The organism is Bacillus cereus group sp. Bc010 (assembly GCF_027716745.1).
Classification (GTDB): Bacteria; Bacillota; Bacilli; order Bacillales; family Bacillaceae_G; genus Bacillus_A; species Bacillus_A pacificus.
In genome coordinates, this window is the sequence record NZ_JAQFUY010000001.1 from 576039 (window position 1) to 592209 (window position 16171).

Genomic DNA, 16171 nt, shown 5'->3' on the forward strand with positions numbered 1-16171 from the left:
TGTAAATAAGGATATCTTTTGTCATGTATCCTCTCTTTTATATATTTACTTTATTTCCATACAGGATTAAGATGTTTTTTAGAAATAAAAAACTATATCATTTGGAAAAGCAATAGGAATGAATTCAAAAGAAATTGGAAAGGAATGAGGAATTGTGAAGAAATTAGATGTGCTATTCATGCTATTGAGCGGCCTCTTTCCAGTTGCAGGAATTATGAAGCAAATCCCACTAGAACAATCTTTATATATTGGAGGCCTTTTATTTTTCACCAGTTTCGGTAGTTATTTTGCGAAAAAAATATATTCACGTATATGTAGCTGGATAGCATATGCGCCATTTATTACACTATTGTTAGTTATTTGGCATCAAGATATTTCAACAAGTTCAATCATAGCGAATGCGAAAATCGCTGCTTGTGTCGCTTTAATCCCATGTTTATTCCGTTTTCGTACATATGGGCTTACTTTCGGTTTATTCGCATTATGGGCTGCTTTACTATGGGATATTAAAGAAGTGCAGTCGTTAGTCATACTTGAACGTATGTCGAGTTTAATGACAAGTAATTTCAAATATCTTATGCTTTTAGTTGGTGGACTTATATTAGGTGGATTAATTGCTATGTTATTACACCGTAAAGAAGAGGATTATAAAGAAAATATAACTTTATTTCAACAAAAAAAGAAACGTAAAAAGCAATCATTTAAGATTCCGATCCCAAGATTACCGAAATTTAAGTTAAAATTATTTAAGTTTGGTGGGAAAGTATCGAAACAAAAAACGCCTGAAGAAATACGTGAGCATAATTACGAAGAACCAACTGCAGTTGCAACATATGAAATGGCAGAGCAAATACCTCAATATAAAGAAGAGACTGCTCAAGGACAAACGAGGATGGAACGTCGTAGAAATCGGTATAATGCATAATGAAGTTAAAAGCCCCTTAATGATTAATCCTACTAATATATCTTCTGTAGTTGAAAAAATTGGTGTACCGGCTAAGTTTATGGAAGCTTAAAAATCGGTACATAAAAAAACATCCACGGGGGATGTTTTTTTATGTATAAATATGTTAATTGTACAATGAATTTATGAGGAGAATTTATAGTGATACTTCGTACATGCACAAAAAATAAGTACAAGCATATATTAGATAGTGGGACAAGACCTTCGTGTCCTACTTAATACTCAGAAAAACCTCTATCACATGAGAGCATCTGATTGCAGGGTGCTCTTTTTTTATCCCACTTTATCCGGATCTTTAACTTTTAATTTTAAACATATCTTTGATGCTCATAAATATTAAAAATAAAATAATAGCAAAAATTAAGTTAGATAAATAGAAATCTTGATGAAATATTAATTCAAAGATGACATCAAAAACATATAAAAAGGCGATAGTAGGTAATATACAAATAAATATAAATCTCCAATTTTTTAGATAATGTTTATAATTAGGAAATACTTTCTCCATAAACATAGCTCCTATATTTTTTATTTTCCATATAATTATACATTTAAATAAAATGATTTACAAAAGGTTATTTAGCAATCTTTCTAATACATGATTTGACTAAAAAACTTTTAAAGAGTAACACTTAAATGATACACTATAATCTACGTTATTTTTGAAATGAATAGAGGGGTTTACATGATAGATAAAATTAAAAATGCTGTAGAAGATATGCACGAAGATGAAGCAAAACATTTACTTCAAAGTATTCTAATCCAATTAAATTTATTAAAAGAAAATTATAGTGAAGATACTATTAAAAATTTGATGGATATTCCTAAGCAACTAACGAGTAATACATCTTATAAAAGAAATGTAAAAGAAGTCTCACACGTACATATTGCATTTGATGATTCAACAGCTGGATGTTTAAAGCATATGCTTGGTCAAGAAGAACGATTGGAAGAGATGGTTGTTGCTTTTTCTGAATTCTTTTCAATTGGGCCGATAAATAAGTTACATATGAATGAAGGGCAACTAGCAAGAAAAGAGTGGTTAGTAAATAACTTAACTTCTTATGATTGTTATTTTGAAGAAGAGTATTTACCAAGATTTAAGGAAACTTTAGAAGTTTTACATTCAATTCCGAATGAAACACCAATTACCATTTGGAAGGCAGATAACGCACATGAACATGTAGGTCTATGTTTTGTAATGGCGCAATTAAAAGATAAGAAAAATATTCGCGTTATGAATACATCTGAAGCAAGTAAAGAAATATTAAAACTAGAGTATGTTATTCGTGGAACAGGAGAGTTACCACCTGAAAGTTTAGCTCTAATTCAAAAAAGTTTTGTAAAATTGCCGTATTTAACTGTAGAGAATCGTATGCAGTTTGAACATGAGTGGGATAGTCTATCGAAAAGTACGGAATTTTTAAGAATTTGGACAGACAATGAAGTGCGTTCTGTACAAGAAAATTATTTTGATCAATTTATTATTGAATGTGCGAAAAGTATAGGTGCTGATCAAGAATTCCGAAAAGCTCCTAGAGTAATTGGTGAAGCACTTGGTCTTGTAGAGCAATCAGTTGGCGATACGTTTTTAGAATATCGCTTAAAGGAATTAATTAAACAAGAAGTATTTGAATTTGAAGGTTCATTAGATGAAATGCGTTTCTATAGTGTGAAATTAAGAAAATAATACATCTATTCCGTTTATGAAGAAGCTCGTATTTTTAAAATACGAGCTTTATTTTTTGTTGAATTTAGGCTATACATAAGCTTCCCAGAGATGGCATATCACATATGAATGGTAAAGGAAATGAATGAAAAGAAGGTGATTTATTAATATGTATAACCAACAAAATTATCCATATGATCAAGCGATGTATTATAATCCAGAAAACTACGGGTATGAACCTACAAATGAAGTGAGAGATATTGAACAAGAAGATTACAGACCAGATGATGCGGAAGATGCTCCAACGTCACCACCTCCGTCACAAGCGCCGTCGTTACCGTCTACATTTGCTTCTCCTGCACAACCAGGTAATATGAAATCCTGGATGTGTAACTGTCTAGGAAGATGGGGCTATTTACGCTTACATCGTCCTGGTCCTTTCGGAAGGGATTTATGGTTCTTCCCGACTGAAGTGAGAAGAAATGGAGTATCAGGTTACACGTGGCAAGGTGGTCGTCGTCGTAAAGTAAGTTATCGCTATCAACAAATTAGTAATTTTATGTGCTTCGCATAAAGAGAAGTGAGGGAGTGAAACGATTTTACTTTCTCACTTTTTATTTTTCAATATACGAAGTGAGATTTTGATTAAAAATTTACAATTTTCGCGTTTTTATTAGAGTATAATGCATATGTTGGGTTGGTTTTCAACAACAAATGAGAGTGAGGGAATGCAATGTCAATGAAAAATAAAGTTGGGTTAAGCATAGAGGATGGCATTAATTTAGCTTCAGCTCAGTTTAAAGAAGATGCGTATGAAATTTATAAAGAATCGAGAAAAAAACAACCAATATTATTTGTAAACCAAGTTGAAATCGGTAAAGAATGGCTCATTACTAGATATGAAGATGCTCTGCCACTTTTAAAAGATAATCGTTTAAAAAAAGATTGGACAAATGTGTTTTCTCAAGATACAAAGAACATGTATCTTTCCGTTGATAATAGTGATCACTTGACAACACATATGCTAAATTCAGATGCACCTAACCACAGTCGTTTACGATCTTTAGTTCAAAAAGCTTTTACACCGAAGATGATTGCACAATTAGACGGAAGAATTCAGAGAATAGCAGATGATTTGATAAGTGATATAGAGCGAAAAGGTACATTAAATCTTGTGGATGATTATTCATTTCCATTACCAATTATTGTGATAAGTGAGATGCTCGGTATTCCAAAAGAAGATCAAGCGAAATTTAGAATTTGGTCTCATGCTGTTATTGCATCACCAGAAACACCTGAAGAAATAAAAGAAACTGAAAAACAACTATCTGAGTTTATTACATATCTTCAATATTTAGTTGATGTGAAACGAAAAGAGCCAAAAGAAGACTTGGTGAGTGCTTTAATACTTGCAGAGAGTGAAGGGCATAAACTTAGCGCCCGAGAACTATATTCGATGATCATGTTACTAATTGTAGCGGGACACGAAACAACGGTAAATTTAATAACAAATACAGTATTAGCACTTCTTGAAAATCCAAATCAATTACAGTTATTAAAAGATAATCCAAAACTAATTGATTCGGCTATTGAGGAAGGATTGCGTTATTATTCTCCAGTTGAGGTTACAACTGCAAGATGGGCAGCAGAACCTTTTCAAATTCACCATCAAACAATACAGAAAGGAGATATGGTTATTATCGCATTGGCTTCAGCGAACCGTGATGAAACAGTATTTGAAAATCCAGAAATATTTGATATTACACGGGAGAACAACCGTCACATTGCCTTTGGCCATGGTAGTCATTTCTGCTTAGGAGCTCCACTTGCGAGGTTAGAAGCAAAGATCGCTATTACTACTTTGTTCAAACGAATGCCTGAACTACAAATAAAAGGCGATCGTAAAGACATTAAATGGCAAGGTAACTATTTAATGCGTTCTTTAGAGGAATTGCCTTTAACTTTCTAGAATAGTTAAAGGGAGACATGCATACATTGAAAATGTTTTACATAGAGTATGTATGTGTTATTTAAATTCGAAACGGAAGGGTGAAAACATCCCAATGATCAACTAATTCTATTTATAAGAGATCTTCGTTAAAAAACGAAATATTCTTCTGAATAGGATTAGTCTGTACATTTATAGAAAAGGGATGTATTTCGCTCTGCGAATATATAGTCTTTTTATATGATTTGTGCTGCTTCCTGTTCAGAACATGAAATAGGAGGCTTTTTTATGTCGACAAATGTAGTAACGAAACAAAACAATGGGGTATCACAAGTATTAAAAAATCGGTTTGTTCAAGTGATTTTAGCATCAGCATTATTTTTACAAATTGGAATATGGGTTCGGAACTTTGCGGTATTACTTTACGTAATGGAAATGACAAAAGGTGATGCTTTTGCTATTTCGATGATTTCAGTGGCGGAGTTTGCTCCAATTTTCATCTTTTCTTTTATTGGCGGTACTTTTGCTGATAGGTGGAAGCCGAAGAGGACTATGATATGGTGTGAGACTTTAAGTTCTTTATCAGTATTTGCAGTATTAATTACTCTAATGTTTGGAACGTGGAAAATCGTATTTTTTGTCACACTTATTTCTGCAATTCTTTCACAGTTTTCTCAACCATCTGGCATGAAATTATTTAAACAGCATTTATCGGCAGAACAAATTCAATTAGCAATGTCTATTTATCAAACAATATTTGCGATATTTATGGTATTAGGACCGATTCTTGGAACATTTATTTTTCATAGTTTTGGAATTTATATTTCAATCATTATTACAGGTATTGCTTTTTTACTTGCAGCAGCTGTGTTGTTATTTCTTCCGAAAGATCTTGAGAATGATAATGAGAAGAAAGAAATCACTCTGTTACAGGAAATGCTTGATGGTATTAAATATGTGAAAAAGAAAAAAGCATTAACTTTGCTAGGGCTTTGTTTTATGGCAGCAGGACTAGGAATTGGTTTAATTCAGCCGTTAGGGATTTTTATTGTAACTGAGCAGTTAGGATTATCAAAAGAGAGTTTACAATGGTTACTAACAGTAAATGGTGCAGGAATGATTGTTGGAGGTGCTTTAGCGATGGTGTTTGCAAAAAACGTTGCGCCGCAAAAGATGTTAATTATCGGTATGCTTGGTCAGGCAATCGGCATCGGTATTATAGGTTATTCCACCAATTTATGGATAACACTCACAGCACAACTTTTTAGCGGTTTAGCTCTTCCTTGTATTCAAATAGGTATTAATACGCTCATTATTCAAAATAGTGATACTGATTTTATTGGTCGTGTAAATGGCATTTTAAGTCCGCTATTCACCGGTTCAATGGTAGTAACAATGAGTATTGCTGGTTCATTAAAAGAAATGTTCTCATTAAGTACGATGTACGAAGGCACAGCTTTACTATTTATAATTGGATTATTATTTATTTTACCTATATACAATTTAAAGCCAGTAATAGCAGTAGAAAGTGAAATAAACGGTAAAGGAAGTGCTGTGCAACATGAATCCTAATCCAAATGTTAAATATCCTATTGAAGGAAATAAAAATGTTCACTTTATAAAAAATACAATAACGAAAGCTAATATACGCGCCGGAGACTATTCATATTATGATGCGAAAGATGGAGAAACATTTGAAGATCGAGTATTACATCATTATGAATTTCTTGGTGATCACCTTATCATTGGAAAATTTTGTTGTATTGCAAATGGAGTTACCTTTATTATGAACGGAGCGAATCATCGGATGGATGGATTTTCGGCATATCCATTTAATATATTTGGAAATGGGTGGGAGAAGCATACACCTAGTTTGTCTGATCTACCTTACAAAGGGGATACAGTCATAGGTAATGATGTTTGGATTGGTATGGATGCAACCATTATGCCTGGAATCAAAATAGGAGATGGTGCAATCATTGCAGCTAAATCTGTTGTGACTAGAGACGTTGCACCATATACAATTGTTGGTGGAAACCCCGCAAATAAAATAAAGGAACGATTTACAAATACAATAATAGAGGAATTACTGCAAATTCAATGGTGGCATTTTGATATTGAAAAAATAACTGAAAATATAGATGCTATTGTACAAGGGGATATAGAGCCATTAAGAAAGCTAAAAATGGAATAAAAAATGCATAACAAAGAGTATCATACCTCCGAATTTTGTTAATGATAATAGAACGAGGAGGTGTGATACTATGGCACAAGACGTTTTATGTGAAGTAAACAATTGTAAATTTTGGGCTAACGGTAATAAATGTAGCGCAGACGCAATTTATGTAGTAAGTCATAAAGGAAAACAAGCATCGACTACAGAAGAAACAGATTGCAAAACTTTCGATCCGGAAGTATAAATTTTTAAGGGTAACCAAATCGTGGTTGCCCTTTTATTAATTATAGTATTGATAATAAATCTCATTTTCATTCATTGTTTTTAACTTTTCTTGTTATTTTTCATATTTTCTTCATAAGTGATGTAATCCAGAGCAATTCATGCTCAATACGCGATTTACTAAATTCAATGACTTCTGTAATAAAAGATGAACTAGCATCTAAAGATTGAATAGCAGTAAGCTGTTTATTTAGTACGTTTTGGCGTATTGTTAAAATTTCTTTTCTAGCTTTATAATCAAGTTTTTCAAATAGCGCGATACGAACAAGAAATTCTGCATTATTTGTCGCGAGTTTTTCGGGAAACTCGCGTAACATTTCAGAAAAAATTTCTTCTCCTGTTTCAGTAATGTCATACATATTTCGGTTTGGTTTTCCGACTTGTGTATGTACCTTTTTCGTTATAGCCCCCATATTCTCAAAACGTCGAAGAGAAGGATAAAGCATATTATGATTTAATTCAAAATTCTCTCCTAACCGATTTTGAATATTTTTCTTTATTTCATACCCATATTTTGGCCCTGACGTCAATTCTGCGAGCAATAAAATATCAACATACATAAAAATCCCCCTTATTTATTTCTCAAGTTCTCCTACGAAAAATCCCCTTTAGTATATGTTAAAATAACATATGTTAGATTATACAACTTTGAATTACCGACCTATCACTTTTATTGTAAAAGAAAAGGGAGGAAAGGACTATGGCTTCGCCTGAAAATGTGATTTTAGTTCATGAAATTTCAAAGCTGAAAACGAAAGAGGAATTGTGGAATCCGTATGAGTGGTATCAATTTATGAGGGATAATCACCCCGTACATTATGATGAAGAGCAAGATGTTTGGAATGTATTTTTGTATGAGGACGTAAATCGTGTTTTATCAGACTATCGCCTGTTTTCAAGTAGAAGGGAGCGAAGACAATTCTCAATCCCTCCTTTAGAAACTCGAATCAATATTAATTCTACTGATCCACCAGAACATCGCAATGTACGTTCTATCGTTTCTAAAGCATTTACTCCAAGGAGTTTAGAACAATGGAAACCTCGAATACAGGCTATTGCAAATGAACTTGTACAACATATTGGAAAATATAGTGAAGTTAATATCGTTGAAGAGTTTGCTGCTCCTTTACCTGTTACTGTTATATCCGATTTGTTAGGAGTGCCAACAACTGACCGCAAAAAAATTAAAGCATGGTCTGATATTTTATTTATGCCGTATAGTAAAGAAAAGTTTAATGATCTGGATGTAGAAAAGGGGATAGCACTAAATGAATTTAAAGCATATCTTCTACCAATCGTTCAGGAAAAGAGATACCATTTAATGGATGATATTATCTCAGATTTAATACGAGCTGAATATGAAGGCGAAAGATTAACTGATGAAGAAATTGTTACTTTTTCATTGGGTTTATTAGCGGCTGGCAATGAAACAACTACAAATTTAATTATTAATAGTTTTTACTGTTTCTTAGTGGATTCACCAGGAACATATAAAAAATTAAGAGAAGAACCTACATTAATTTCAAAAGCAATTGAGGAAGTATTACGCTATCGCTTTCCCATTACATTAGCTAGGAGAATTACAGAGGATACAAATATATTTGGCCCTTTAATGAAAAAGGATCAAATGGTGGTTGCGTGGGTAAGTGCAGCAAATTTAGATGAGAAAAAGTTTTCACAAGCCTCTAAATTTAATATACACCGAATAGGAAATGAAAAGCATTTAACATTTGGTAAAGGTCCTCACTTTTGCTTAGGGGCACCACTTGCACGTTTAGAAGCTGAGATTGCATTAACTACCTTTATAAATGCTTTTGAAAAGATAGCATTATCCCCATCGTTCAATTTAGAACAATGTATATTGGAAAATGAACAAACTTTGAAATTCTTACCTATCTGCTTAAAAACTCAATAAACTGTTCAGCAAGGTACAAATTTACTGTACCTTGTTCTTTTATTTCTCAATTGTGAAATTTTAGTTGGTTATTTAGTATGGAAGTGTGTGAATAAGAGTAGAGGAGGATGCTTATGTTAACGTGTAATGGAAGTAAGACGTTCCAAACATTTATTAAAGCTGTAACGGATTTAATAAATAGTAATTTGTTAGAAGATCAAATGGTTTGTGGGATTGAAAAATTATTAGAAGAACTTTTAGAAAAGAAAACATGGCTTCCGTTAGAAAAACAGAAGGCGAATTCGGCTCAATATGCACGACACTTATTATATGAAGATCCTTTAAATCGTTTTGAAGTATTAGCTCTTGTATGGAAAGATGGACAATCGACTCCTTTGCATGATCATGATGGCACATGGGGAGTAGAAGGTGTATTTACAGGGAGAATAATGGTGCAGAACTTTATACAAACTAAGCAGCTTGAAAATTCACTTGTTTATTTAACTCATACAGGAAATCTTTATTTGGGAGAAGGAGAAACAGATAAAGTCATTCCACCAGCTGATTGTCACATTCTTGAAATAGATGGCAATGAAAGCGTTGTCACAATTCATGTTTACGGAAAACGTTTAGAAAAGTTTAAAGTATACGTTCCAACTAAAGAAAAGAATGTATACACATGTGAGACAAAATATATTCATTATAATTCATAGTTTAAAGTCCAAAGCCCTTGCTTTGGATTTTATTTATAATTATTTCTTGACCTGAAACGCTTTTCATAAATTATAAATAAAGAGTGCTTTACGAGAGCGGTATGAAAACGATACCTTTCATTTAATATGAGCTCGTGTATATATAGAAAGTGGTGAAGAAATAATGAAATTAATCGCAATTGATTTAGATGGAACTCTTCTTTCGGGGAACAAAATGATTAGTAACGAGAATGCAGAAGCAATTCGAAAATGTCAGGAAGCTGGTCATGTTGTAGCAATTTGTACAGGTCGTTCTATCGTCGATATTGAACGATTGTTGTTAGAAGTTAATTTGGAGTGTCCAATTATTGCCGAAAATGGTGCGCTTATATATAATGATAAAAAAATGATGAAGAGATATCCAATTCAAAATATGCAGGCACTCGAGATTGTGAATTATCTTGAAGAAAATGGATTATATTATCAGCTTTATACTAATAAAGGTGTGTACGTACCGGAATATGGAGTAGAGAGTGTACGCAATGAAATCGATTATGTGAAACATTCAAATGAAAATATCGATTTGAAAGAGTTGGAAACGATCGCAGCATTATACCTTGAACATACAGCATTTCTTAGTGCAGAAAGTTGTAAACCAATTGTAGAAACAGATATACATGTGCATAAGCTTTTACCATTTTCTTATGACATGGAAAAGTTAAAAAAGTTAAAAGAAACGTTTCTGCATAATACTGATTTAGCAATTACATCTTCATATTGGCATAATTTAGAGATTAATCATCGAGACGCTCAAAAAGGAAATGGACTATATACTTTAGCGGAACATTTAAATATTCCAGTTGAAAATACTGTAGCGATAGGTGATGGGCTAAACGATGTATCCATGATGGAAAAAGCAAACCTATCAATTGCAATGGGGAACGCAGTCGAAGAAATAAAAGCGATGTGTCAATATGAAACTTTGACTAATGAAGAACATGGTGTTGCACATGCTTTATATAAATATGTAATGTAATATAAAAAGAAAAAAAGAATCTAAATAGATTCTTTTTTTCTTTTTATTAGGGGTAAGGTATTCTATGAGATTCATAGAAGCCTTATTACATTTTATTATATAGAATATATTGGAATAAATGTTTATATTTTTCATAGTAATTGTGAAAATTTTATGAACTTTATATTTAATGCATTTTTATAATACAACTAATGCGTATGAATTCATGTCAAAACTTAACAAATGTAAGGAGCTAAGGAGAGTTTGTGCAACATAAAAGATCATGATTGGCACAGCTAATAATTAATCGGTGATGAAAAAACTTACTAATTAGAGTTTCAATTTGCACGGATATATTTTTTGTTTTTAATTGAAAAATAAAATTTGTTCGAATAATTATTCTTCAGCTATATACCTACAGGCACATTCTTCGTATAATGGAGAAGTATGAATTTTAAATTTGTATGAATTTTACATATTGAGGTGAAAAAGGAATGAATGCGCGGCTAATGGAACTTATTGATGTGAGTACAATAGAAACCATGGCAGAACAATTTTATCAATTAACCAACATATCACATCAACTTCTTGATGCTGAAAAAGAATGTATATTTTCATTTGGAATAAATGAAAAGAAAATATGTAAACTTCCCAAACTTGAAATCCCCATTTTTTTATACAATCAATATTTAGGATCTTTTGTTGTATGGTCTCAGAAAAGCGAAATTTTCAATTGCCAAAAATACTTTGAAATGCTTTCAAATTTAATTATAGATGGAGTAATGAAAGGATTTCAAAATAAAAATACAACGTTACTTACTCGAAAAGAGGAGGAACTACATACAATCTTACAAAACATGCCTGTTATGGTTGATGCACTTGATTATAATGGAGATTTTGTTTTGTGGAATCGCGAATGTGAAATTGTGACAGGCTATACTGCGGAAGAGGTAATTGGAAATCCAAACGCACTTCGATTACTGTATCCGGATCATGATTATCGTCACGAGATACAAAAGAAATTTTTGACTCGTGGAAAGAACTTTAGAGACTGGGAAATGCGTTTAACTTGTAAAAATGGTGAAATTAAAACGATAATGTGGTCCAATATATCAGAACAGTTTCCTGTAAGTGGATTTAGTTATTGGGCTGTTGGTGTGGATATTACACATTTAAAAGCAATAGAAGAGAAATTAAAACAACAAACGTCTGAATTAGAAGTAATTTTTCAGGCTTTACCAGATTTATGTTTCTTAACGGAAGATGATGGAACAATTATTGATTATAAAGCAGGATCCCCTACAAAATTTTACGTACCCGCAGAAGCTTTTATGGGAAAAAAGTTTTACGAAGTATTACCATCTACAGTAGCAAAAAAATTTCAAGAAGCAATTTGTCAAGTGAAAGAAAAAGGGACAAATGTAATTGTGGAATATCCACTTACAATTAATGAAAGTATCGATTTCTTCGAAGCTAGATGTTTACCGTTATTGCATGATAAAATTATGATTATTGTACGTGATATTACAGAGCGGAAAAAGACAGAAGAATTGCTAAATAAATCAGATACACTTGCAGCAATCGGTCAATTAGCAGCTGGTGTTGCTCATGAAGTTAGGAATCCATTAACAGTCATTAAAGGCTTTATACAGCTATTTCAAATTAATAAAGAAGATCAAGAAAAATATTTTGATCTAATGCTTTCTGAAATTGAAAGAATAGAAGCGATTCTTCAAGAATTTTTATCGATTGCTAAAACAGATGAACTAAGCACGGAAAAGAAAAATCTTTATCAAATATTTAAAAATGTCGTTTCGTTAATAAATACAAAAGCAATTATGACAAATATTCAAGTTGAATTATATGCAGATTCCAAAGATATAATCATTGAATGCTCAGAAAATCAACTGAAACAAGTATTTATTAACATTTTGCAAAATTCAATCGAAGCTATGCCAGATGGTGGGAGAATTTCAATTCACATAAAAGAAATAGGCAAAGATGGTATCATTATTAATGTAATTGATAAAGGAATAGGAATACCTGAAGAACGAATTAAAAGATTAGGTGAACCTTTTTATAGTACGAAAGAAAAAGGTACCGGTATTGGATTGATGTTAAGTTATAAAATTATTGAAAGTCATCAAGGGAATATAAGTATTATGAGTGAGGTTGGCTTCGGAACAACAGTAACGATTTACTTGCCAAAATTTCAGAGTAAAAAGCCTTTATCAAATTATGATGATAGATTTGAATCGATACGTCCAATTATTAACTCTTAAATTTATTAAATACCCAATAACCAAAAGCTAAGCTTTTGGTTATTGGGTATTTTTGTATTTAATTTAGAAAACTTTACCTTTTCTTTAGATTTGCTTTAATTTCTATTAAGTTTTTATCAATATATTAGTATTTGTGCAAAGTAATGTATAGAAAATGTGCATTACTTTTAATATATAGATTCAATTATTAATAGAAATACAGTAAGGAGGAGATTATGACAAGGTGAAAAAACAAGAGAAAAAAAGCGGTAGAGCAGTACCGATGCGGTTAAACATTTTATTCTTATGTGTATTTATATTGTTTTCTGCCATGATTATACAATTAGGTAAAGTACAAATTATCGATGGTGAGACGTATAAAAATGAAGTGGAGAAGAGAGAAAATGCAACCGTAAGCCTTTCTGTGCCGCGGGGAAAAATATTTGACCGAGAAGGGAATCCAGTAGTTGATAATAAGTCTTTACGTACAATTACATATACAAAGATGAAAGGTGTAAAATCAGAAGAAATATTAAAAACAGCAAGACAACTTGCAGACATAATTGAAATACCACAAGAAGATATAGACAAGCTAACTGAGACGGATAAGAAAGATTTTTGGATGCAATTAAATCCGAAACTAACTGAAAAATTAGTATCTAAAAAAGAAATAAATAAGTTCAGAGATAAAGATATTACCGGAAAAAATTTAGATAAAAAAATTGAAGAGTTAAAAAGAAAACGAGTTACAGATAAAAATCTTCAAGGTTTAACAGATAAAGATATTAAAGTGTTAGCTATTAAAAGTAAGATGACTTCTGGTTATCAAATGGCTCCTCAAATTATTAAAAAAGATGTTAGTGAAAAGGAATTTACTATAATTAGTGAAGGTTTAGCAAATCTCCCAGGTGTAGATGTGTCGGTTGATTGGGAGAGAGTGTATGTAAATGATGGATTATTCCGATCTGTTCTTGGAAATGTTTCTAATTCCGATGAAGGATTACCAGGTGAGCGATTAGATTACTACTTAGTACGTGATTATAGCCGAAATGATAGAGTTGGAAAAAGTTATATTGAGCAGCAATATGAAGAGGTACTTCATGGTACAAAAAAAGAAGTAAGAAGCGTTGCAGATAAACAAGGTACTGCAATTAGAACGGAAACAATTTCTGAGGGAAAGAGCGGTAAGAACTTAACTTTAACGATAGATATGGAATTACAGAAAAAAGTAGAAGAAAGTATAGAAAAAATATTAAAGGCATATAAAGGATCTGAATCTATGTTGGACCGTGCTTTCGTTGTAATGATGAATCCGAAAAACGGACAAGTATTATCAATGGCTGGGAAAAGACTTGTAGAAAAAGACGGGAAAACAGAAGTTGAAGACTATGCATTAGGCACAATGACTAGTTCATATGAGCTGGGATCAACAGTTAAAGGTGCGACAGTTTTAACTGGATTTGAAACGAAAGCTATAACACCAGGTACTTATTTTTATGATGCACCTATGAAGTTTAAAGGTACTAGGGAGAAGAAGTCTTGGAAAGAGTTTGGAAACATTGATGATTTAAGAGCGTTACAAGTCTCTTCAAACGTTTATATGTTTCATACAGCATTAAAAATTGCAGGTGTGGATTATGTGAAAAATAGTTCATTAAATATTAAACAGGAACACTTTGATAAAATGAGGTACTATTTCAGACAATTCGGATTAGGTGTTCCAACGGGCATCGATTTACCGAATGAAACAGCTGGACAAATTGGTAAAAAAGATAATCAGCCGGGTTTCTTATTAGATTACTCAATTGGCCAGTATGACACGTATACACCACTTCAGCTCGTACAGTATATTTCAACAATTGCAAACGGTGGATATCGAATGAAGCCACAAATTGTACAAGAGGTAAGAGAGCAAACGTCGCAAAAAGATGAGATTGGTAAAGTGGTGCATGCAGTAGAACCAATTGTTTTAAATAAAATTGATATGAAAGAGGAATATATAAATCAAGTAAAAGAAGGATTTAGAAAGGTATTCCAAGAGGGTGATGGAACAGGAGTAAGGGCGTTCCAAAAAGCATCTTATAAACCAGCAGGTAAAACAGGAACAGCACAGACGGTATACGGTGGAGAAAGTGATATTGGAAGAAATGAAAAAGGCGAGAGAAGAGAATGTTATAACTTAACGTTAGCAGGATATGCGCCATATGATAATCCAGAAGTAGCGTTTTCCGTAGTTGTGCCGTGGGTTATGAATGATAAATCTGGTATTAATTCTGATATTGGAAAAGAAGTTTTAGATGCGTATTTTGAATTGAAAAATAAGCGATTGACTGGAGAAACTGTAAAAATAGATAGCTCTAAAGAAGATTAAAACATATGAAATGTTATAAAAATAGAGTTGTCTTATTTAGGAATTAATTCAAAATGGGTGAGAAAGAAGAATAAAATTATTCTATCAATTATTCACATTTTATAAAATAAAACATATATTGATAGCATAGGACAAGCTGAAAAGCTTATTCTAACCTCACAGAACACTCCTTATCACGGTTTGGCATCTACTTATGTAGATGCTTTTTTTAATTAAATAACTGATAATTATTTATCAATCTAAAGTAGCAAGTATATTAGGACTATTAGGGGAAGTTTGACGGTAATAATTACAGTATGCTTAATAAGTGAATTGAAATGTAAGGAGTGAGAAATAAGTGCTAAATATTTTAGTGGTTAATTTTCCAGCAGAGGGACATGTAAATCCTACATTAAGTTTAGTTAAAGCCTATACTGAACGGGGGGATCACGTACATTATATTACGACAGAACAATTTAAAGACAGAATTGAAGATTTGGGAGCTATTGTATATACACATCCAGATTTATTAAAGGAGATTTCTATTGATTCTGAAACTCTAGATGGGGTCCCGTCAGGAAAATGCGGATGTACAACGCTAAGCCTATTTTCCTGACGATTCCCCCATTTTTACAACGTTAAGAAAGTTTTAATGGTCTTAAAGAATCTAACGAGACCACTTTCTCCGAATTAAAATGATATTCTCCTAGTAGATTAATATGTTCCCAACCTAGAGGCGACATATGGTGTAATAATTCTTCATTAAAACTACCAGACTGTTTTTGATATTCAACTGCTTTAGTTAGATGTAAGGTATTCCAAATACTAATAGCATTGATGATTATGTTTAAAGCACTGGCTCTTTGCAATTGATGTTGTATAGTCCGTTCCCTAAGCTCACCTTGTTTTCCGAAGAAAAT

General features: G+C 32.3%; 15 protein-coding genes and 1 pseudogene. 13 read left to right on the plus strand and 3 right to left on the minus strand.

The genetic code is table 11. From position 1 onward, the window contains the following. Window positions 1-154: 154 nt before the first annotated feature. On the plus strand, window positions 155-925 hold the full coding sequence (locus PDQ68_RS02915; protein ID WP_061182328.1) for a DUF3959 family protein: 771 nt from the start codon (window positions 155-157) through the stop codon (window positions 923-925). A gap of 334 nt (window positions 926-1259) precedes the next feature. On the opposite strand, the gene PDQ68_RS02920 is transcribed toward PDQ68_RS02915, so the two are convergent. Continuing rightward, on the minus strand, window positions 1260-1472 hold the full coding sequence (locus tag PDQ68_RS02920; RefSeq protein WP_000416565.1) for a hypothetical protein: 213 nt from the start codon (window positions 1470-1472) through the stop codon (window positions 1260-1262). A gap of 177 nt (window positions 1473-1649) precedes the next feature. Here PDQ68_RS02920 and PDQ68_RS02925 point away from each other — a divergent pair, with 177 nt between their 5' ends. The 6 genes from PDQ68_RS02925 (at window position 1650) to PDQ68_RS02950 (ending at window position 7001) form a co-directional block, all read left to right on the plus strand. Next, window positions 1650-2654 (plus strand): DUF1835 domain-containing protein, encoded by a 1005-nt coding sequence (locus PDQ68_RS02925; protein WP_000565675.1) that lies wholly within the window; start codon window positions 1650-1652, stop codon window positions 2652-2654. Window positions 2655-2802: 148 nt separating this feature from the next. Then, window positions 2803-3207: a hypothetical protein gene (locus PDQ68_RS02930; RefSeq protein ID WP_061182403.1), complete on the plus strand. Its 405-nt coding sequence runs from the start codon at window positions 2803-2805 to the stop codon at window positions 3205-3207. Between the two features lie 159 nt (window positions 3208-3366). Continuing rightward, window positions 3367-4602 (plus strand): cytochrome P450 family protein, encoded by a 1236-nt coding sequence (locus PDQ68_RS02935; protein ID WP_016717582.1) that lies wholly within the window; start codon window positions 3367-3369, stop codon window positions 4600-4602. Between the two features lie 267 nt (window positions 4603-4869). After that, the gene (locus PDQ68_RS02940) at window positions 4870-6153 is read left to right on the plus strand and encodes an MFS transporter (protein WP_016717583.1); all 1284 of its coding nucleotides are present in this window, start codon (window positions 4870-4872) and stop codon (window positions 6151-6153) included. Next, entirely contained in the window at window positions 6143-6775 is a 633-nt protein-coding gene (locus PDQ68_RS02945) for a Vat family streptogramin A O-acetyltransferase (protein WP_061182404.1), read from the plus strand. Before PDQ68_RS02940 ends, PDQ68_RS02945 begins: the two co-directional genes overlap by 11 nt. A 70-nt stretch (window positions 6776-6845) precedes the next feature. Beyond that, complete coding sequence (locus PDQ68_RS02950) at window positions 6846-7001, plus strand: DUF1540 domain-containing protein (RefSeq protein WP_000046091.1); 156 nt, start codon at window positions 6846-6848, stop codon at window positions 6999-7001. A 100-nt stretch (window positions 7002-7101) separates the two neighbouring features. Here the strand turns inward: PDQ68_RS02950 and PDQ68_RS02955 are convergent, their stop codons facing one another. After that, window positions 7102-7599, minus strand: coding sequence for a PadR family transcriptional regulator (locus PDQ68_RS02955; protein ID WP_061182405.1), 498 nt, complete (start codon window positions 7597-7599; stop codon window positions 7102-7104). A gap of 140 nt (window positions 7600-7739) precedes the next feature. Here PDQ68_RS02955 and PDQ68_RS02960 point away from each other — a divergent pair, with 140 nt between their 5' ends. The 6 genes and pseudogenes from PDQ68_RS02960 to PDQ68_RS02985 form a co-directional block, all read left to right on the plus strand. Beyond that, a complete protein-coding gene (locus tag PDQ68_RS02960) occupies window positions 7740-8954 on the plus strand; it encodes a cytochrome P450 (RefSeq protein ID WP_270786577.1) in 1215 nt (404 codons plus the stop codon). Window positions 8955-9067: 113 nt separating this feature from the next. Continuing rightward, window positions 9068-9646 carry a cysteine dioxygenase family protein gene (locus PDQ68_RS02965; protein WP_000954458.1) on the plus strand — a complete coding sequence of 193 codons (579 nt, stop codon included), beginning with the start codon at window positions 9068-9070 and terminating at the stop codon, window positions 9644-9646. Between the two features lie 163 nt (window positions 9647-9809). Beyond that, window positions 9810-10661: a Cof-type HAD-IIB family hydrolase gene (locus PDQ68_RS02970; protein ID WP_000766398.1), complete on the plus strand. Its 852-nt coding sequence runs from the start codon at window positions 9810-9812 to the stop codon at window positions 10659-10661. A 473-nt stretch (window positions 10662-11134) separates the two neighbouring features. Then, window positions 11135-12922 (plus strand): ATP-binding protein, encoded by a 1788-nt coding sequence (locus PDQ68_RS02975; protein ID WP_061182352.1) that lies wholly within the window; start codon window positions 11135-11137, stop codon window positions 12920-12922. Window positions 12923-13145: 223 nt separating this feature from the next. Continuing rightward, window positions 13146-15272, plus strand: a complete 2127-nt coding sequence (locus tag PDQ68_RS02980; RefSeq protein ID WP_061182309.1) for a peptidoglycan D,D-transpeptidase FtsI family protein — start codon at window positions 13146-13148, stop codon at window positions 15270-15272. 337 nt (window positions 15273-15609) lie between these two features. Further along, window positions 15610-15828, plus strand: a pseudogene (locus PDQ68_RS02985) (macrolide family glycosyltransferase); the annotation flags it as partial. A gap of 61 nt (window positions 15829-15889) precedes the next feature. Here the strand turns inward: PDQ68_RS02985 and PDQ68_RS02990 are convergent. After that, the coding region (locus PDQ68_RS02990) for a Tn3 family transposase (RefSeq protein ID WP_131244499.1) at window positions 15890-16171 on the minus strand (282 nt) is incomplete at its 5' end.

Excerpts from the sequence above, each read along its gene's own strand:
- PDQ68_RS02950 (WP_000046091.1), top strand. The coding sequence starts at position 6,846 with ATGGCACAAGACGTTTTATGTGAAGTAAACAATTGTAAATTTTGGGCT.
- PDQ68_RS02920 (WP_000416565.1), bottom strand. The coding sequence starts at position 1,472 with ATGGAGAAAGTATTTCCTAATTATAAACATTATCTAAAAAATTGGAGA.
- PDQ68_RS02945 (WP_061182404.1), top strand. The coding sequence starts at position 6,143 with ATGAATCCTAATCCAAATGTTAAATATCCTATTGAAGGAAATAAAAAT.
- PDQ68_RS02955 (WP_061182405.1), bottom strand. The coding sequence starts at position 7,599 with ATGTATGTTGATATTTTATTGCTCGCAGAATTGACGTCAGGGCCAAAA.
- PDQ68_RS02925 (WP_000565675.1), top strand. The coding sequence starts at position 1,650 with ATGATAGATAAAATTAAAAATGCTGTAGAAGATATGCACGAAGATGAA.
- PDQ68_RS02970 (WP_000766398.1), top strand. The coding sequence starts at position 9,810 with ATGAAATTAATCGCAATTGATTTAGATGGAACTCTTCTTTCGGGGAAC.
- PDQ68_RS02935 (WP_016717582.1), top strand. The coding sequence starts at position 3,367 with ATGTCAATGAAAAATAAAGTTGGGTTAAGCATAGAGGATGGCATTAAT.
- PDQ68_RS02975 (WP_061182352.1), top strand. The coding sequence starts at position 11,135 with ATGAATGCGCGGCTAATGGAACTTATTGATGTGAGTACAATAGAAACC.
- PDQ68_RS02930 (WP_061182403.1), top strand. The coding sequence starts at position 2,803 with ATGTATAACCAACAAAATTATCCATATGATCAAGCGATGTATTATAAT.
- PDQ68_RS02960 (WP_270786577.1), top strand. The coding sequence starts at position 7,740 with ATGGCTTCGCCTGAAAATGTGATTTTAGTTCATGAAATTTCAAAGCTG.
- PDQ68_RS02965 (WP_000954458.1), top strand. The coding sequence starts at position 9,068 with ATGTTAACGTGTAATGGAAGTAAGACGTTCCAAACATTTATTAAAGCT.
- PDQ68_RS02940 (WP_016717583.1), top strand. The coding sequence starts at position 4,870 with ATGTCGACAAATGTAGTAACGAAACAAAACAATGGGGTATCACAAGTA.